We start from the raw sequence: 19,010 nt of genomic DNA, 5'->3' as shown, positions 1-19,010 counted from the left end.
GTTTGTCAACGTTATGCTGTCATCGGTACAAGGATTACTGTACCAATAATGACCGTGATTAAGCCGAGGATGACAGGAACGGAAGTACGTTTTACCACTTCAAATGGACTGATTTGGCCCATACCAGCTGTTGCTACAACGACGCCTGATACTGGAGAAATGGTGCGCCCAAGGTTTGAAGCTTGCAGCATCGGGATAATGAGAAAGGCTGGGTTCACGCCCAATTTAGCCGCCAACGATGGCGCTAACTCAACAAAGGCGTAGAACGGAGCGTTGCCTGAACCCGTCGCAATAGCGGCTGCTACGGTAAGGCCTGTCAAAATCAGCATCAAGGCTATGCCGCCTGCGCCTGCGGTTTCTGCAAGATGAAGCAGGTTATCAATCGCTCCAATCGACATCAAACCTTGTGCGAATACGCCCGCAGCAACCAACAACATCACCACGCCTTTGAATGCTTCGGCCATGCCTGCGTAGCACGATTCTAGATCTTCTAACGTCTCTTTACCTTTAAAACGCTTCGTCACGAAGTCAACCAATGCACCGATGAAGATGGATCCGACCACAATGGTGTAAATATCAAGGCTCAAACCTTGAATGGTTTCTCCGTTGAATAAGAACACACCCACAATAGGTAAGAATGGAAGAGCCGCATAGTAAGCCGGTGCTTTCACTTCGATGGCGGAAACATCGATTTTTTCCATCGGTGTGTTGTCTTTCTTATCGAGATATTTGTTCCAGAAGAAGGCCGCGATCGCCATGACGATAATGGCGCAGATCGAAACAGGAAGAACCGTTTCCACGGCAAAAACGTGTAAAGGTAGGCCTGATTTTTCCGCCGCAATAACCACATCACCGGATGTCGGGGAAAGGATGATCGCAGCAGGAGATGCACATACCGCAACCGCGGCCGGACGAGAGATCCCCATCGCTACCATCATCGGAAATAAAGTGGCCATTAACAGTACGCCAAGACCCGTTGCTGAGCTCACCGCTAAAGACATCAAACATGCCACAATGTAAGCAGCAACCAGCAAGATATAAGGGGATGTAATAACCGAAAGAGGTTTAGAAAACTGTTTTACAACCACATTGTTGGCGCCGATGTGTGTCATGTACGAAGCAAAACCACACAGCAACATAATTTGCATGCCTAAACCGCCACCACTGTAACGCAACATGTATTTCACGAATTCGAGTGCATCCGTTACCGTGTTACCGGTTGAGGGTACTTTGGCTGGCAGCACTGAATAGCCAAGTGCGCCAGTTAATAGCAGTAAAACGATACCTGCGGTGAGTAACACACCGGCTGGCTTGTAACCTTTAACAATGAAATAACCCACCGCTACTGTTACCGCCAAGCCAATTAAAAGCTCTAGCATTTAAGTCTCCTGAAATTATGAACAATATTGCAAAAACGTGTATCAATTTATGACAAGGAATTTACCGAAAAGAATGCTGTAGCACGAGAGCAAGTTGAGCTTTAGATGATCTAAAACAATAAAATTATCAATTGATAACCTAGTTGAAAATTCTTTAACTTTGAATATGTTTTAGTCGTTCTAACTATTCATTTAGCAAATATGCGGCTAGAAGTTCTGTTAGAGGGGGGGATGATTTAAGCTAAGAAAAATGAAGCCACTTAAGGCATGGCTTCATCAAATCTGTAAAGTATGAATTTAGGAGTACTGACGCACAATGAGCTGCCAATTGGATTTTTGTAGTGCTAATTGTTGCTTCACTTGTCGATAGCGCAGCATCAATAGGGAGTGTTCATATCTACGAACCATATTGTTTTTTTTACTTTCGAGCAGCTGTTTCTTTAATTCATAATACTCTTGCAACTGCATGACTAAAGCGTCAAATTCACGTTGTATGCTGGCCATAACGAGTTGCTGATTGGGCAACGCGGCGATCTGTTTTTGCGCATGGCTTAATACCATTAACGCTTTCGCTTTTTCTACCTTAAGGGGAGGAGAAGTGCGCAGTTTACCAGCCAACCCAAGCCACGAGCACAGCTTGATCAGCCATTTTGTTGGGTCGTATTGCCACCAATAAATCCCATTACGATAATCGTTTTCAAAAATATGGTGATAATTGTGGTAGCCCTCGCCAAAAGTGAAGAAAGCCAAAATACCGTTATCGCGGGCTGTATTTTTATCAGTATACGGCTGGCTACCCCATATATGAGCCAGCGAATTGATGAAAAATGTCGTGTGATGATTGAGCACCAAACGCAGTGCACCCACGATCAGTAACATGCCCAGTATATCGTGATAAATAAAACCAAGGATCAGAGGAACGCCCAAGTTCATTGCGAGTGCCAAAGGCACATAATACTTATGCTGCCACATGACGATCTTATCTTTTTGCAGGTCACGGCAGTTGGAGTAGTCATCGTACGTGGTTTTATTGTAGTGACGCAGCATCCAACCTATGTGTGAAAACCAGAATCCACGTTTGGCTGAATAAGGATCTTTGTCATTATTGTCTACATGCTTGTGATGAACTCGGTGATCAGAAGACCAATGTAGCGCACTGTTTTGCAGTGCAAACGCCCCACCTAATGCAAACAATAATCTCAGTGCCCAATGTGCTTCATAGGCTTTATGTGACCATAAACGGTGATAGCCCGCGGTAATGGAAAGGTTGCAAAAGGAAAAACAAATCATCAGCCAAAGCCAATGCTCCATGCCGTAGCCAAATTGCCATCCATACAAAGGGGCTGCAATCGTCGCTAAGCCCAAGCTGAAGCTAAAAATGACGATGTTTATCCAGATAAGTGGTGGTTTTGATGCCGATTTCATGATTAAAATCCTTGAGCTTACAGTTGTTCGCTAGAATATCAGCGAACAACTGTAAGTCAAAGAGGTTTAATGATTCTTTTAAGGGATTGTGACTAGTATATTTTGCTTTTCTATTTGAACCGAATAGTATGAAAGACGATGTTAATCCTTACAGGAAGTAATAAGGACTAGAATATGGAAATAAAAGCAGCTGAATATTGCGATTTTGAAAGAATTGCTCAGCTACACGCTCAAAGTTGGCGAACTCACTACCAAGGCATATTAGGCAAAGAGTACCTTGATAACGACGTTCTAGAAGACCGTTTACTGATTTGGCAAACTCGCTTAATCAATCCACCATTTAATCAACATGTCCTACTGATTGAAGAGGGAGGGCTGCTGTGTGGGTTTATCTGCGCCTTTGGTAACCACGATTTTGACAAAGGCAGCATTATCGAGTCTCTGCACATTGATGAAAATTATCGAGGAAGGGGGATTGGTCGCCAGTTGATTCAAGAGATGGCGGCATGGTTTGAGCAGTATTTCCCTAATAGCGGTGTGTATTTGGAAGTGATGGCAGACAATAAGCAAGCCATCGAATTTTACGACTACTTAGCTGGTCGACCTAAAGGAGAGCGTTTATGGCGGTCTCCCTGTGGGCAAGATATTAAAGAGTGGGTTTATACATGGACTAGCCCAACAGATTTGCTGGCTTCGGTCTCTTCTACGGTTGATTGAAACGAATAGTGCGCGGGCTATGTCTTCTTACCTATCGGTATTCGTGTGATTCGTTCTTGATGTATTGAGGAAGAGGCGATGACCAAACATGATTGCATCTTCCAGACACATGAGTTTTTAATCATCTAAAGTTTCCAAATGCTATAAATAGAAAAAGCCTCTGATAATCAAAGGCTTTTTCTTGATATTTGGCGGAGAGATAGGGATTTGAACCCTAGGATAGCTATTAACCATCGCCGGTTTTCAAGACCGGTGCTTTAAACCACTCAGCCATCTCTCCGTGTGGTGCGCATAATAGATAGCCACCATAATATTGTAAAGCAATAAGTTGAGTCATCGACTCGGTTTGGCTAACCGCAATAACGTTTTCAGTTACAGTAAAGCACTGTTTTTACCGCTTCCCTTGATTTTATGAGCTATATACTCTACAACCTAGTTATCTAATAAAATGGTGTTTTATTTTTATTTGATTGATTTATATGTAATTTGTGTGTTTCAGGGAACGGTTGTACGCTCGAAAGTGTTTGCAGCTAAGTGTGAAGTACTTCAAAATTACCTCAATCCAAGGGCATTCTAACTAATCACCGAGGTTTAGATGAAAGTCGAGAATCTTTTTAAGCATCGTGGCGATTCAATGAACAAGTACTCCTCTGAGCTTATGCAGTGGGTATCACCTTCAGTACGTGAGTACTGGGGCGAGCTTCTACATAAAACAAACAGTCGCCAGTTGTTTTCTTGGGTTAGAGATTTTCACCAACCAGCAGTGAATGAAGATGCTCCTATTGCCGAACCCTTGATACTCAAACCTGAAGCGCAACGTCTGTATAAACAGCTCCAGACTCAGATTGGTGAAGTCATTCATACGGGTAAATGGCTGGTGGTTGATCAAGAGCGCATTAACCAGTTTGGTCAAGTAACCGAGGACATGCAGTGGATTCATACCGACCCTCAAAAAGCGGAAGTTGATTCTCCATTTAGGACCACAATTGCGCACGGCTTTTTGACCTTGGCCTTGTTACCTAAATTGACGGATAGCGTTGATCCTGACAAACCAATATTTCCGACCGCAAAAATGGTGGTGAATATCGGTTTAAATGAAGTTCGTTTCCCATATCCAGTGAAATCAGGAAACAGAGTAAGAGCCATTAGTACTCTATTGAAAGTTACGCCAATCAAAAAAGGTTTGGAGATCGAGAGAGAAATTAAAGTGGAGATTGAAGGTATTCGTCGCCCAGGCTGTGTCGTGGTGTCAGTGATCCAACTCCATTTTTAATTTTAGAAAAATGGCATAGAAACAGGAGAGTCGATCACTCTCCTGTTTTGTATTTATTTGTTTTTCAAAGGAATATAACCATATTCTTCTATGCGAGCCTTTGCTTCCGCTGATTTTAAAGATGCAATGAAAGCTTGAGTCTCTTTAGTGATTTTTTCAGGGTAATAGACCACTAAAAATGGCATGGAAAGTTTATATTCATGAGTGACAATATTTTTTGCAGTGGCTTCTACTCCCTCAAATTTTATCGCTTTAATCGATTTATCCACCGATCCCGTAGAGATAAAACCGATCGCTTGAGGGTTATGGTTAATCAGTGTTTTAACCATACTATTGCTATTGACCACTAAGTTATTGGAACTGATGTCTGACACTAAGCGATCATTAATCACACGAGTCAGGCCTAATAAGCTTTCAAAGCTATAGCGGGAACCTGATGATGCTTCTCTGGTTACAACTGCGATTTTTTGATCAGCACCACCGACTTGTTTCCAGTTGGTTATTTTCCCTTTATAAATATCAAATAACTGCTCACGAGTCAGATTTTCAATACTGTTTAAGCGATTGATTACAACAGCCAACCCATCATAGGCAATCGGTAGGGTGTTCATCGTCTCATCTTGCTCACTTTCTGTGAGGTAGCGCGAGCTCATGGCGATATCTGCGACACCTTTTTTCAGTAATGTGATGCCAGCACTCGAACCTACGGCTTGAACCGCGATATAAGTTTCAGGGTGTGCGGTATTGTAGTCCTCGGCGAATACTTCCATGATCCTAGCGACCGAGGTCGAGCCAGAAATATTAACTTCACTTGCGAAGGCAAACTGGGTATGTAGCAAAGTTGAAAGCAGTGTAGCAAGCGCGACTCGAAACATAGTGGCTCCAATATGGTTATTTAGAAAAATTGAGCCACCATAATATGTCGTATAGATGACACTTTTGTGAACCACAAAGGTAAGTGGTTTGTAGCCTTACGGTTTTTCATATCAGAGATAAGCGAAGTCAGCTATAGTCGAGATGTCAGGAAGCCGTGTTTGAGCGAGGGTAAAATGGCGGTAGTGAATTTGTTGCAACGTCAACTAGAACGAAGAGCAGAGCTTGTTTGCCATAATCGTAACCAAAGTGTGTCTGTTGAATTAGGCAAATCCTGTTTTGAGCCGATCGTTAACGGTGTGCACTTCATCAAACACCATTACAAATTAGATTCAACGCATTGCGACTATTCAAGTATCGTGGCGAAAGTGATTTGGGAAGAAGCTAAATGGGCGCTGTATATTCCCAATACGGATCCCGATAAAGAAATTGAAGATTGGTTGCCGTATCCTTTTCTCCCTAAAACAACGGATTTGACGGCGTTGATCCGCGAAATTGAAAAAGATCCTAAATCTTACTTTTGGTGATCAATAAGCAATAAAAAGGCACTCCGAAGAATGCCTGATAGAAATGTCTATGCTGCTAAAATCACTCCCCTTGGGTAGTGGTATTAGCTTCTGAAGGTATAGGTAACGGTTCGAAAACCTGAGTCGGTTTTGCAATCAGACTGCGGTTTTCCATATTCACTTCTGCGAGCACGACTTCGAGCGTATCACCGAGCTTAAAGACGACTTCTTTATCGACAAGCAGCGTTCCACTTTCCGCATTACATTCAATACGTTCTTTGTTGTCTAAGATTAAAGAACCAGGAATGAATGCGGCTGCGCCATTTTCCAAAAGACGTACGCGCATGCCAGCGCGATTGATATCAAAGATTTCAGCCGTAAAACGGGTGCCTTTGCTAGGTTCGTTTACTAACGTTCTAGCATAGAGCCAGTCGCCTACGTTACGTTCGGCCATTTTGTGGTGTTTGCGGTGTAGTGCCAACTCTTCACCAACGGTTTCATCCGGTGTTTGTACGGGCTCTTTGTTTAAAATATGTGCTTTCAACATACGATGGTTGATCATATCGCCATATTTACGGATAGGAGAAGTCCAAGTGGCATAGATATCCAAACCCATTGCGTAATGCGGAAGAGGTTGGTTTCCTATTTCACTGTAAGCTTGATACTTGCGGATACGATTATCCAGATAGCGGGTCTCTTGCTTACATAACCAGCGACGTAAAGAGGCAAAGCCTTCTAGAGTCGCTAAGTTATCGGCAGTGTATTCAAGCTCACCCGTTGGGTTGACTAATTCGACAACATCGGCAATTTTTTCGGGTTTGAACCCCGCGTGCGTATTGAACACGCCTTGGCCAAAATGCGCTTTGAGCGTTTTTCCCGCACAGATATTCGCGGTTATCATCGCTTCCTCAACAAGACGGTTAGCACTACGGCGAAGATCCGCATGAATTGCCACTACGTCGTTGTCTTCACTCAGTTCAAATCGATAATCAGGGTGATCAGGAAACACGACCGCGTATGTTTCGCGCCATTGTGCGCGCGCTAATGAAAAATCATACAAATCACGCACAACGGAAGCGATTTGGTCACTTGGTTGCCAATCGGCAGAAGTGCCCGTCTCTAACCAATCTGATACATGATCATAAACCAATCGAGCGTGCGATTTAATGTTGGCCGCAAAAAAGGTAATGTCATCGCCAATCACACCTTCTTTAGTCACTGTTACGGCACAGCAAAGGGCAGGGCGAACTTCATTTTCCATCAACGAACACAAATCATCGGCTAAATCACGTGGCAACATTGGGATATTGCGGCCAGGGAGATAAATAGTGAAACCCCGCTCACGCGCGACACTGTCCATCTCGTCATCTGGCGTGATGTATGCGGTTGGGTCTGCAATAGCAATGGTTAATGTGAAGTCACCGTTCTCGGTTCTTTGGGCGAACAGTGCATCATCCATATCTTTAGTTGATGCCCCATCGATGGTCACGAAAGGAAGGTGGGTCATATCGATGCGTTGTAGGTCGGCATCATCTTTGAACTGCCAATGTTCAATACCAGCCGGCTCACTGTTAGGCAGGTCATTTTCAGCTAAAGTCACCCACCAAGGCGCAATCTTATCGTTGGCATCCGTAATTTTATGGGTGATTTCAACCATAAAACCGTTATCGTCTTTCAGTGGATGGTTAATAAGCTGTGCAACAACCCAATCACCTTCAGAGAAATGTTCAGGGTTTAATCCTTTTTGCACCTTGGCTTTCAGCGATTGCCTTTTTAGTTGCGGGTTATCGGGCGTGACATTCAGCTTACCTTTGTACAGCTTTACACGGCCAATGAAGCGAGTTAGTGAAGGCTCAAGCAGCTCTTGAGGCTCAGCCACTTCTTTCTCATTCTCGGTGCGAATGATGGCCACCACTTTATCTCCGTGTAGGCATTTCTTCATATACGGAGGCGGAATAAAGAAGCTGTTCTTACTGTCAACTTCTAAAAAGCCGAAGCCTTTTTCAGTGGCTTTTATCGTGCCTTCTTTCTTAGGCAAGTTCTCTTGGATTTGTTGCTTGAGTTGAGCAAGGAGCGGATTATCTTGAAACATGTTTCTTTTTCTAACAAATGCGATTGGGCACACTATAATCATTGAGCGGGATGATTACTACCGAAAGCGTTATTTTTGCTAGTCTGCTTTAACAGTGCGCTGTAAATGCAGCTTCTGTGTTCGTTTTGGGTGAATTAATGAGCTTAATGGTCATTTATGACGAATTTTTGTGATGTAATTCAATTTTTACTAGCTTTTTTTATGCTTTTAGGGAATAATCCGCGTCCCTTATATGTCCCTAGCGGCTTGATGCGTTTTAAGACTTATCCGCATCTGAACGGAACTCAGCTCTTTTTAATGGATCGGTATTGGAATTGGTAGAGCACGTGGGACCTTTTGTTAATTAATCTAGTGGGATCTCCATGCAAGACTCTGTAATTCAATTTAGTGAATTAGCCCTAAACGACTCAATCCTTTCTGCTCTAAATGAAATGGGTTTCGTTTCTCCAACTCCTATCCAAGCTGCTGCTATTCCATTTCTTCTTGAAGGAAGAGATGCGCTAGGTAAAGCACAAACAGGTACAGGTAAAACGGCTGCGTTTTCTCTACCTCTACTGAACAAATTAAACCTTTCTCAACACAAGCCACAAGCAATTGTGATGGCACCAACTCGTGAACTTGCTATCCAAGTTGCGGCAGAAATCAAAAACCTTGGCCAAAAGATTCAAGGCCTTAAAGTACTTGAGATCTATGGCGGTGCTTCTATTGTTGACCAAATGCGCGCTCTGAAAAATGGTGCTCATATTGTGGTTGGCACACCTGGTCGTGTAAAAGATTTGATCACTCGTGATCGCCTTCATTTAGACGAATGTCATACTTTCGTTCTTGATGAAGCTGACGAAATGCTCAAAATGGGCTTCGTTGATGACGTAACTTGGATCATGGAACAAGCACCTGGCACCGCTCAACGCGTGCTGTTCTCTGCGACTATGCCTCCTATGGTGAAGACGATTGTTGACCGTTACCTACGTGATCCAGCTCGTGTTGACGTAGCAGGTTCAAACCAAACTGTTGCGAAAGTAGAGCAGCAATATTGGGTTGTTAAAGGTGTTGAAAAAGATGAAGCGATGGCTCGTCTTCTTGAAACAGAAGAAACCGATGCGTCAATCGTCTTTGTACGTACTCGTCAAGACACCGAGCGTTTAGCTGATTGGTTATTATCTCGTGGCTTTAAAGCGGCAGCGCTTCATGGTGATATTCCGCAATCACTGCGTGAGCGCACGGTTGATCATATCAAACAGGGTGTAATCGACATTCTTGTTGCGACAGACGTTGTTGCTCGTGGTCTTGATGTGCCACGTATTACACACGTGTTCAACTATGATATCCCATTCGATGTAGAATCATACATCCACCGTATTGGCCGTACTGGCCGTGCTGGACGCAAAGGTAAAGCGATCCTTTTAGTTCGCACGAACCAAATTCGTATGTTGCGTACGATTGAGCGCGTAACTCGTTCTCAAATGGAAGAGATTCAACTTCCAATGCGTGACAAAGTTGCTGAAGCTCGTCTCATCAAACTGGGTGCAGAGCTAGAAGCTGACAAAGGTCATACTGCTTTAGACAAATTTGTTGAGCTCATTGAAAAACTTCAACAAAGCCTAGAGATTGATGCCACAACACTGGCGGCCATTTTACTGAAGCGCCAACAAGGCAATCGTCCACTGTTCTATGTCGGCCCAGATCCAATGGTCGACGCGATCGAGCGTGAAAAATCACGTCGTCGTGATCGTAAAGAGGGTAGTGAGCGTGGTGAACGCCGTGAAGGCGGTCGCGATAGCCGTGATGGACGCGAAGGTCGCCGCGAATATGGTACTGCGAGCAATGACTGGGATACTTATCAGTTACAAGTCGGCCGTGAGCAAGGCGTGCAAGTGAAAGACATCGTTGGTGCTTTAGCTAATGAACTTGGTTTAACCAAAGGTTCAATTGGTGCAATTAAACTTGCTCAAGGCCATACATTCGTACAGCTTCCTAAATCAATGTCTTCAGATGTTGAAGGCAAATTGCGTAAACTGCGTATTCGCCAAAAAGAAGTCGGTGCTGTTGTATGTGACTTTGATGACTTCCGCGAGTCTCGTGGTCGTCGTGAAGGTGGTAACGGTGGTGGTGCCCGTCGTGAAGGCGGAAACGGTGGCTTCCGTAATCGTGAAGGCGGTGCTCCTGCGGCTGGCGCAGGTCGTGGTGGCCGTGAAGGTGGCTTCCGTGGCAACCGTGACGGTGCAGCGGCGACTGGTCGTGATGGTGAACGTCGTTTTGACCGCAACCGTGGTGGCGACCATCGTGGTAACTTCCGTGGTGAACGTGGTCACGGCAATGCTAGTGCTAATGCCAATGCGGGTACGTTAAGTCGTCCTCGTCGCGCTGAAGCATAATCAATTATTGAAACTCCAAAGCCCGTGATATTTATCATGGGCTTTTTCTTTTGATTTATATAATTCGATCTTTGCATTTCTAGCGTGAGCTAGTTAAAATCTTCACTTCATTGAAGTTCCGGTATTCGTGTTACCGAGTGAGCTTCGATGGGTTATTTTCAATCAAACTCAACACGTGTTGCTTGGTATGCAACACCACTGTAAGGATTATACATGCCTATTATTACTCTTCCTGACGGCAGTCAACGTCATTTTGAACACCCAGTATCGACAATGGAAGTTGCAGCTTCTATCGGCCCTGGTCTTGCAAAAGCAACGATCGCAGGCCGTGTCGATGGTGTGCGCGTCGATGCGTGCGATCTTATCGAAAATGATGCTAGCCTTGAAATTATAACGACAAAAGATGAAGTTGATGGTTTAGAGATCGTACGCCACTCTTGTGCGCACTTACTTGGCCATGCATTAAAGCAACTTTATCCACAAGCCAAAATGGCGATTGGTCCGACGATCGACAGCGGCTTCTACTATGATATCGATCTTGAGCAATCACTCACGCAAGATGATTTAGAGCAAATCGAAAAGCGCATGAAAGAGCTTGCCAAGACAAAATATCAAGTTGTCAAAAAGAAAGTCAGTTGGCAGGAAGCCCGTGATGCTTTTGAAGCTCGCGGTGAAACATACAAAATGGAAATCTTGGATCAGAACGTGGCTCGTGATGACAGACCAGGTCTATACCATCATGAAGAATACATTGACATGTGTCGTGGTCCTCACGTACCTAACATGAGCTTCTGCCAACACTTTACCCTGCTTAGCATTGCTGGCGCGTACTGGCGTGGTAACAGTGATAACAAGATGCTACAGCGCATCTATGGTACGGCATTCCATGACAAGAAAGCACTTCAAGCCCATTTAACGCGTTTAGAAGAAGCGGCTAAACGTGACCATCGTAAAATTGGTAAGCAACTCGATCTATTCCATATGCAGCAAGAAGCTCCAGGGATGGTATTCTGGCACCATAACGGTTGGTCTATATTCCGTGATCTTGAAGTGTTCATTCGCCAAAAACTCAGTGAGTACGACTACCAAGAAGTAAAAGGTCCATTAATGATGGACCGAGTTCTATGGGAGCGTTCTGGTCACTGGGATAAATATGCGGATGCCATGTTCACGACGTCATCTGAAAACCGTGAATATGCAATTAAACCGATGAACTGCCCAGGCCACGTTCAAATATTTAATCAAGGTTTGAAATCATACCGTGATCTGCCATTGCGTATGGCTGAGTTTGGATCTTGCCACCGCAATGAACCATCAGGTTCATTACATGGTATTATGCGTGTTCGTGGCTTTACTCAAGATGACGCCCATATTTTCTGTACCGAAGATCAAATTCAACAAGAAGTGACATCTTGTATCAAGATGGTCTACGACACCTACACGACGTTCGGTTTTGATAACATCGTTGTTAAGCTGTCTACACGCCCAGAAAAACGTGTTGGTAGTGATGAAATTTGGGATAAATCGGAAGAAGCATTAAAGCTTTCACTGCAGGCAATGGATATCCCATTTGAAATTCAAGAAGGTGAAGGCGCATTCTACGGCCCTAAAATTGAATTTACTTTGCATGATTGCTTAGATCGTGCGTGGCAATGTGGTACAGTGCAGCTGGATTTCAATTTACCTGCTCGTCTAGGCGCGACATATGTTGGCGAAAGTAACGAGCGTCTTGTTCCGGTTATGATTCACCGTGCAATTTTGGGTTCACTTGAGCGCTTTATCGGTATCCTTATCGAAGAGTATGCAGGTTTCTTCCCTACGTGGTTAGCGCCGGAACAAGCGGTAATTATGAACATTACTGATAAACAGTCAGTTTACGCTCAGGAAGTAGCACAAAAACTACAAAAATGTGGAATTAGAGCCAAAGCAGACTTGAGAAATGAGAAGATTGGCTTTAAAATCCGCGAACACACTTTAAAGCGTGTACCGTATATGCTTGTTTGTGGTGACCAAGAGATGGAAGCCGGAGAGATCGCAGTACGTACCCGCAGGGGCAAGGACTTAGGTAAATTTAAATTGGATGGCTTTATTGCGTATATCCAAGCCGAAGTTTCTAGCCGTAAGCTCAATCTGGAGGAATAAACTATTAAAGGCGGAAGACGTGGCCAACAGCCGGCCAAACCAAACCAGCACCGTTTAAACGGTGAAATTCGTGGCGTTCGTGAAGTTCGTTTAACTGGCGCAGATGGTGAATCCGTTGGTGTTGTATCAATCAACGAAGCATTAGAAGCTGCTGTAGAAGCTGGTATGGATCTTGTAGAGATCAGCCCTAACGCCGAGCCACCAGTTTGTCGTGTGATGGACTATGGCAAGTTCCTCTTTGAAAAGAGCAAGACTGCTAAAGAGCAGAAGAAGAAGCAAAAACAGATCCAGATTAAGGAAATTAAATTCCGTCCTGGGACTGATATTGGAGACTATCAGGTAAAACTACGCAACCTGACCCGTTTCCTAGAAGAAGGCAACAAAGTGAAAGTTACTATTCGCTTCCGTGGCCGTGAGATGGCGCACCAAGACATCGGTGTCGATGTTCTTCATCGTTTGAAAGAGGATACTGCTGAAATTGCAGTAGTTGAGTCTTTCCCGAGTCGAATTGAAGCACGCCAGATGATCATGATGCTTGCCCCTAAAAAGAAGTAATTAACGGCTTACAAGTAATGAGACCTCGCCGTTGAAAGACGGTGGGGTGTTATTCGCCTTAATTACATGTTATTTAAACTACTACAATGCGGAGTTATTCATCATGCCTAAGATGAAAACCAACAAAGGTGCAGCTAAGCGTTTTAAGAAAACTGCTGGCGGTATTAAATTTAAGCACGCTACAAAACGTCATATCCTGACTAAGCGTACTACTAAGAACAAGCGTCAACTACGCCCTAACTCAATCCTTCCAAAATGTGAAGTGGCTGGTGTTATGCGCATGTTGCCATACGCTTAATTCTTTTTAGTTTATTTATCGTTTAGTTTAGGAGAAGCATAATGCCTCGCGTAAAACGTGGTGTACAAGCTCGTGCACGTCATAAGAAAGTTCTAAAACAAGCTAAAGGTTACTACGGAGCACGTTCACGTGTTTACCGCGTAGCTTTCCAAGCTGTAACCAAAGCTGGTCAATACGCTTACCGTGACCGTCGCACTAAAAAGCGTCAGTTCCGTCAGCTATGGATTGCGCGTATTAACGCAGCATCTCGTCAAAATGGTCTATCTTACAGCCGTTTCATTAACGGTCTTAAGAAAGCATCTATTGAGATCGATCGTAAGATCCTTGCTGATATCGCGGTATTCGACAAAGCTGCATTTGCAGTGCTTGTTGAAAAAGCAAAAACTGCTCTTTAATTTAGCAGTGAAGGTTTAAAGAAAAGGAGGGCAAGTATGCTCTCCTTTTTTATTGCGCTTATTTATAAGCGCGACAGTGGGCTTAATACACCGCTGGCGCCTCTATCCAGTACGTGAGTGTAAATCTGAGTTGTTTTTACATCACTATGCCCTAATTGTTCTTGTACTGTTCTGATGTCCGCTCCCGCTTCTAGCAAGTGTGTCGCAAAGCTATGCCTTAGCGTATGACATGAAACTGACTTTTGTATCTCAGCATCATGAGCGGTTTTCCGAACTGCTCGCTGCAATGCCGACTCATTAATATGGTGCCTTCGTTTCAACCCACTATTCTCATCTAAGGTAAGTAAATTAGATGGAAACAAGTAGTGCCAATTAAACTCATAAGGAGCTGAAGGATATTTTTCTCTCAACGCATTGGGTAACCAGACTCCTCCATAACCTTTGGTTTGCATATCTTTATCATAGTAACGCTTAGCTAATGCTTGTTGCTCAGCTAGCTGTGGATAAAGCTCCTTAGCAAGTGTGACGGTGCGGTTTTTTTCTCCTTTTCCTTGCCATACCCGAACCGCACCATAATCTAAATCAATGTCCTGTATTCGGAGTCTGACACATTCCATCAGCCGCAGCCCTGATCCGTATAAGAGCATAATTTGCAATTGATATCGTGGCTCAATATGTTCTAAAAACCGCTTAATTTCAGTTCTTGTCATCACTACTGGTAATTTTTGAGCAAGTTGAGATTTCTTGAAATTCATGCTAATTGATAGCGGTTCTTTAATGATTTCACGGTACAGAAAATGGAGAGAGTTTAGCGCTAACGCTTGTGTTTTCGCGGCTACTTTCCCATTAACAGCTAAGTCAGTTAAAAACATCTCAACTTCTTTACTACCCATTCTCATTGGATGTGTTTTGTTATTGAAGTAGATGAATCGTGTTATCCAGTGCAAATATGCCTCTATAGTTTTCTTTGCATAGTGTCGCGCTTGCATATACTCTTTAATGCTTAAAATAAATTGTGATTTCATATTTTCCCAACAAAATTGCCTGTTTTTATATACAGTATTATTGTTTTTGGTTTAGTCAACAAACTAAGTTGCATAAAGTCGTCTAATGTGAAGTCTGACGCAGTTTTTATTCAACTAACTATCTGATAAAAAAGATTTATATGATAGATTTCTAATTATCAAAGTTCATGATAAGTGGCGGTAGCGTGGTAAATTAGGTCGCATTTTGTTGTATAGATAGCGTTATAGCTCAATAAATTTGTATACATAGGAATCAAGTTGAAAAACCCCAATAAACTTCTCGTACCAGTATTGATTATATATCTAATCTCGCTAATTGTTTTATTGCTAGCCGCAGTATCAAAAGTGGTAGATTTGGGTATTGGAGATTTAGTTTCGATTATCACGGCTTCATTGACAGCGATCGCTGCGTTTGGAGCTTGGAACTCGGCTAAGGCATCTCAGTATCAAATAGTTATGCAAAAGAATTTAGCTGATAAAGAGCACTTTTTTGCACTTTTGGACAGTCTTGAACGTGCTCATGACATAGTTTTTTTTAGCAGAAATAAGCTTTATTCAGATTTAAGCGCATACAATGAGATGTTTGAACGCTATGAAAAAAGAACAAAAGCCTGTACGAAGCAAATAGAGGCAGTTTTAGCGCAACAAAAAATGTTCGCTAGCTCAACAAAACTAGAGGGTAACTTAGAAAAATGTAGCACCATATATGAGACTCTTGTTGATTATGCGCGAGAAGTAAGTTACGAGTATTGCTTTAACTATCGTATCAATGAGTGCGACTATATTGTCACTTTTACTGGTGCCAAAATCCCAATAGACAACGATGATCAAGACCGATTTATCATTACGTTGAATACGGTAGTCGAAGAAGTACTATCTTATAGAAAACTTGATGTGTTTGATTATTCCGAGGGGATTAATCGAGGATTGTATAAATACCACTCTCATCTAGAGCCATTTAAAAAACAATATAGTAACGGTGAGAATGAAAATTATAATTACGTGTGTAAAAATTGAGCTATAACAAAGCATTTAAGAGTGATTCGCAACGCTTGGCAGTTTCGCTTCGCTCAAGTATAGCCAAGCGTCGCTCACACCTTAATGCGGCGTTAGCTGAGGTTAAGAAAAATCATCAAATTACGTGTTTATTTTTCTTAGTCTGAGGCTCTAGCTTTACACCTGAAAGTCAGCACTTTTCCGTGTATCTCGCCAGTGGCACTGTTCGTGAAGTGGTTGAACTAACCGAAGTCTGTTTACGGGATGTGGTGTGTTTGTTTATTTCTTTGGTGTGGCTTCTTTGGTTTTGAGGCTCTTTCGCGCTTAAATGGATTTCGCGCACTTGGTCGTTGGCTTTTTCGAAAGAATTCTTTGTAAATTTAAGTTCTAGAAGCTCGTCAAGTTTTACTGTTATTTCTTCTTTGCCAAGTGCGTTTCGTGGATTAGGTTTTAGTTTCTCAGTTGTCCGTTTTACTTTGTCGCTTGAAAACAATAATGTGTTTTAAATTAGGCCGTTGGGTAGTCAATCTCCGGCTAAAGTGCAGCAGCTAACAAGCGGCTCAAGAGGGATTGCCAACGCGTGGCGGCTTTAGTGCAAAATTGAAGTTCAGTGTTTATAGTGTGTTTTTTTAGTTCGGCTATGCGTTGTCAACCCCTTAGCCGGGCGTTATGTAGCACGGTCAACTTCGAGGTACGATATGACAAGAGTCAAAATGTCTAGAGCATTCGATGTATTTGGCAATATTGTGGGTATTGACGATGTATTAAGAGGCAAAAATTGTAATTGCACGTGTTTAGGATGTAACTCATCCTTAATAGCTAGAAAGGGTGAGGATCGTGCAGCTCACTTTTCGCATGACCCAAATAGCAAATTTAAATCAGACTGTTCTTGGGCTCCGGAAACGGAGGTTCATATAATAGCAAAAGAGATCATTGCAGAAGACAAGTGTCTATTAGTTCCAATCGGAACAATTGAACCTAAGACGGAGTTAATTAAGTTTGATAAAGTCATATTAGAAGTCAGGCAGGGAAATCGCATACCAGACGTTGTTGCGGAACTTGACGGTGAAGAGTTTTATATTGAAGTCGCTGTTACTCATTCATGTGATAGCTCAAAAGTACGAGATTATAAATTAAGTAATAAAAATTGCCTTGAAATAGATATGTCAGGATATAAGGTGGCAGGAGAGTTTGTTTCTAAGAATGAGCTAAGAGAAATGATTAATAGTGCCGAGAGTTCTTGGATTTCAGTAGCTCCAACTGGCAATTATGCTTCAAAAATCAATAACCATAACAGGCATCAAATTTCAGAGTTGCATAAACGATATAAAACCGAAAAAACCAAGTTCCAAAGTCAACTCGCGACTTTACAAAGTAACATCCAAGTGCTTACAAACTCTGAAAGTTCCGCACAAGCCAAAAATGAGTATACAAATAGACAGTTAAAACAAATCAACCATAAGGTTCAGCAGGCTAAGTCTGTACTTGTAGATTGTGAAAGCAACATTGAACAGCATAATTCAGCGCTTCAAAAAGTTTATATGTTTGAAGAAAATCAAAGGCAACATGTTATATGGCACGAGGCTGTTGTAGCGTCCAATAACAAACGAGAGAGTGAGCTTGACGCGGAAGACATTAGGCTGTCTTCTTTGCAACTTCGGCTTGAGGACAACGGTAAAGCACTAGAACAAAGGCAATTTAAACTTGATCAGTATGAAAGATCGTTGAGCAATAAAGAATCGAGATTAGAGCGCACAATCGAAGATCGATCTTTGGAGTTAGCAGAAGCAAAACTGGCTTTACTTTTGAAAGACAAACAGTCTGAAATTGATGAATACGATAACAGGATAAAAGATGCTGAAAAAAGATTCGCAGAAGTAAAACGAAAATATGGTTCGTATATAAAGGTGTAAAGTACTACATAACAAACAATTTAAGAGGGATTCCCAACGCTTGGCATTTTGCTTCTACTTCAATTTTATTGTTTACGGTACAATGCGTTAGGTTGGGTGGTAGCGTTGCTCACCCCTTAATTGGGCGTTAGGCAAAGTGAGTTTTTATCAGCTAAATCGAGTTGAAATTTAACGGTAAATTCCATGTTTTCTGGCTTAACTTAAGCAATAAATAATCATCACATATTTGCTATTTCTTGATCGCGTTGGGTTGTTTAGCGTTGTGAATTCAGCGGCAAAATAACCTTCAGCATCCAAACGTCCGCCGAGCATGCTACGCTCGTCACTTTTCTTCCAAACCGTTAAATTTGAGTTTTTTGGTTTCTTTGCTGATTTGAAATTTTGGTTTATAAATGAATCGCTTAGTTGGTTTTCAGTTTTCAAACAAGCCTTGCTCTTTGGTTTTGAAAGTATCGTTGTCAATTGGTTGGCCTAACAAACGGCTCAAGAGGGATTGCCAACGCGTGGCGACTTTAGTACAAAATTGAAGTTTAGTGTTTACAGTGTGTTTTTTGAGTTCGGTGGTGCGTTGTCAACCCCTTAGCCGGGCGTTAGGCAAAGTGAGTTTTTATCAGCTAAATCGAGTTGGAATTGAGCGGTAAATTCCATGTTTTCTGGCTTAAGTTAAGCAATAAATAATCATCACATATTTGTTGTTTCTTGATCGCGTTGAGTTGCTTTTCGTTGTGAGTTTAGCGGTGAAATAACCTTCAGCATCCAAACGTCCGCCGAGCATGCTACGCTCGTCACTTTTCTTCTAAACCGCTCAATTTGAGTTTTTTTGTTTCTTTGCTGATTTGAAATTTTGGTTTATAAATGAATCGTTTAGTTTGCTTAAAGTTTGTAAAAAGCCCTGTTCCTTGGTTTTGAAAGTATCATTGTCAATCGGTTGGCCTAACAAACGGCTCAAGAGGGATTGCCAACGCGTGGCGACTTTGGTGAAAAATTGAAATTCAGTGTTTACAGTATGTTTTCGGGGTTCGGCAGTGCGTTGTCAACCCCTTAGC

Annotated in this window: 16 protein-coding genes and 1 tRNA gene; 10 read left to right on the top strand and 7 right to left on the bottom strand. The window is 42.6% G+C overall.

All coding sequences use genetic code 11. The features are described 5' to 3' along the window. Window positions 1-11: 11 nt before the first annotated feature. Both dcuC and NB504_RS08775 read right to left on the bottom strand, forming a co-directional pair. Window positions 12-1,379, bottom strand: a complete 1,368-nt coding sequence (dcuC, locus tag NB504_RS08780; RefSeq protein ID WP_019281627.1) for an anaerobic C4-dicarboxylate transporter DcuC — start codon at window positions 1,377-1,379, stop codon at window positions 12-14. Window positions 1,380-1,676: 297 nt separating this feature from the next. Beyond that, complete coding sequence (locus NB504_RS08775; protein ID WP_258428663.1) at window positions 1,677-2,804, bottom strand: fatty acid desaturase; 1,128 nt, start codon at window positions 2,802-2,804, stop codon at window positions 1,677-1,679. A 174-nt stretch (window positions 2,805-2,978) separates the two neighbouring features. Between NB504_RS08775 and NB504_RS08770 the strand changes: the two genes are divergently transcribed. Further along, on the top strand, window positions 2,979-3,521 hold the full coding sequence (locus tag NB504_RS08770; RefSeq protein ID WP_013868537.1) for a GNAT family N-acetyltransferase: 543 nt from the start codon (window positions 2,979-2,981) through the stop codon (window positions 3,519-3,521). Window positions 3,522-3,710: 189 nt separating this feature from the next. Here NB504_RS08770 and NB504_RS08765 read toward each other — a convergent pair. Then, window positions 3,711-3,801, bottom strand: a tRNA-Ser gene (locus NB504_RS08765). Between the two features lie 315 nt (window positions 3,802-4,116). Here NB504_RS08765 and NB504_RS08760 point away from each other — a divergent pair. Continuing rightward, on the top strand, window positions 4,117-4,794 hold the full coding sequence (locus NB504_RS08760; protein WP_013868538.1) for a MaoC family dehydratase: 678 nt from the start codon (window positions 4,117-4,119) through the stop codon (window positions 4,792-4,794). Between the two features lie 53 nt (window positions 4,795-4,847). On the opposite strand, the gene NB504_RS08755 is transcribed toward NB504_RS08760, so the two are convergent. Then, window positions 4,848-5,669 carry a phosphate ABC transporter substrate-binding protein gene (locus NB504_RS08755; RefSeq protein WP_172859062.1) on the bottom strand — a complete coding sequence of 274 codons (822 nt, stop codon included), beginning with the start codon at window positions 5,667-5,669 and terminating at the stop codon, window positions 4,848-4,850. A 174-nt stretch (window positions 5,670-5,843) separates the two neighbouring features. On the opposite strand from NB504_RS08755, the gene NB504_RS08750 reads away from it, so the two are divergent. After that, the gene (locus tag NB504_RS08750) at window positions 5,844-6,194 is read left to right on the top strand and encodes a DUF3024 domain-containing protein (protein ID WP_026027345.1); all 351 of its coding nucleotides are present in this window, start codon (window positions 5,844-5,846) and stop codon (window positions 6,192-6,194) included. A gap of 61 nt (window positions 6,195-6,255) precedes the next feature. On the opposite strand, the gene rnb is transcribed toward NB504_RS08750, so the two are convergent. After that, window positions 6,256-8,265: an exoribonuclease II gene (rnb, locus tag NB504_RS08745; protein ID WP_258428661.1), complete on the bottom strand. Its 2,010-nt coding sequence runs from the start codon at window positions 8,263-8,265 to the stop codon at window positions 6,256-6,258. A 362-nt stretch (window positions 8,266-8,627) separates the two neighbouring features. Between rnb and NB504_RS08740 the strand changes: the two genes are divergently transcribed. The 5 genes from NB504_RS08740 to rplT all read left to right on the top strand — a co-directional run bounded on the left by NB504_RS08740 (window position 8,628) and on the right by rplT (window position 14,030). Continuing rightward, window positions 8,628-10,640 carry a DEAD/DEAH box helicase gene (locus tag NB504_RS08740; protein ID WP_064626716.1) on the top strand — a complete coding sequence of 671 codons (2,013 nt, stop codon included), beginning with the start codon at window positions 8,628-8,630 and terminating at the stop codon, window positions 10,638-10,640. 213 nt (window positions 10,641-10,853) lie between these two features. After that, a complete protein-coding gene (gene thrS / locus NB504_RS08735) occupies window positions 10,854-12,782 on the top strand; it encodes a threonine--tRNA ligase (RefSeq protein WP_258428660.1) in 1,929 nt (642 codons plus the stop codon). Window positions 12,783-12,785: 3 nt separating this feature from the next. Beyond that, window positions 12,786-13,337: a translation initiation factor IF-3 gene (infC, locus tag NB504_RS08730; RefSeq protein WP_080569453.1), complete on the top strand. Its 552-nt coding sequence runs from the start codon at window positions 12,786-12,788 to the stop codon at window positions 13,335-13,337. A gap of 103 nt (window positions 13,338-13,440) precedes the next feature. Beyond that, entirely contained in the window at window positions 13,441-13,635 is a 195-nt protein-coding gene (gene rpmI, locus NB504_RS08725; RefSeq protein ID WP_010319591.1) for a 50S ribosomal protein L35, read from the top strand. 41 nt (window positions 13,636-13,676) lie between these two features. Next, window positions 13,677-14,030, top strand: a complete 354-nt coding sequence (gene rplT / locus NB504_RS08720; protein ID WP_010319590.1) for a 50S ribosomal protein L20 — start codon at window positions 13,677-13,679, stop codon at window positions 14,028-14,030. Window positions 14,031-14,092: 62 nt separating this feature from the next. Here rplT and NB504_RS08715 read toward each other — a convergent pair whose 3' ends face one another. Then, the gene (locus tag NB504_RS08715) at window positions 14,093-15,055 is read right to left on the bottom strand and encodes an integron integrase (protein WP_258428659.1); all 963 of its coding nucleotides are present in this window, start codon (window positions 15,053-15,055) and stop codon (window positions 14,093-14,095) included. A gap of 258 nt (window positions 15,056-15,313) precedes the next feature. Here NB504_RS08715 and NB504_RS08710 point away from each other — a divergent pair, with 258 nt between their 5' ends. Next, complete coding sequence (locus NB504_RS08710; protein ID WP_258428658.1) at window positions 15,314-16,072, top strand: hypothetical protein; 759 nt, start codon at window positions 15,314-15,316, stop codon at window positions 16,070-16,072. Between the two features lie 692 nt (window positions 16,073-16,764). After that, complete coding sequence (locus tag NB504_RS08705) at window positions 16,765-17,964, top strand: hypothetical protein (RefSeq protein ID WP_258428657.1); 1,200 nt, start codon at window positions 16,765-16,767, stop codon at window positions 17,962-17,964. Between the two features lie 195 nt (window positions 17,965-18,159). On the opposite strand, the gene NB504_RS08700 is transcribed toward NB504_RS08705, so the two are convergent. After that, window positions 18,160-18,387, bottom strand: coding sequence for a hypothetical protein (locus tag NB504_RS08700; RefSeq protein ID WP_258428656.1), 228 nt, complete (start codon window positions 18,385-18,387; stop codon window positions 18,160-18,162). Window positions 18,388-19,010 lie beyond the last annotated feature (623 nt).

The sequence above is a fragment of the Vibrio sp. RM-69-4 genome (assembly GCF_024743775.1).
Taxonomy (GTDB): Bacteria; Pseudomonadota; Gammaproteobacteria; order Enterobacterales; family Vibrionaceae; genus Vibrio; species Vibrio anguillarum.
This window is presented reverse-complemented; position numbering and strand designations above follow the sequence as displayed.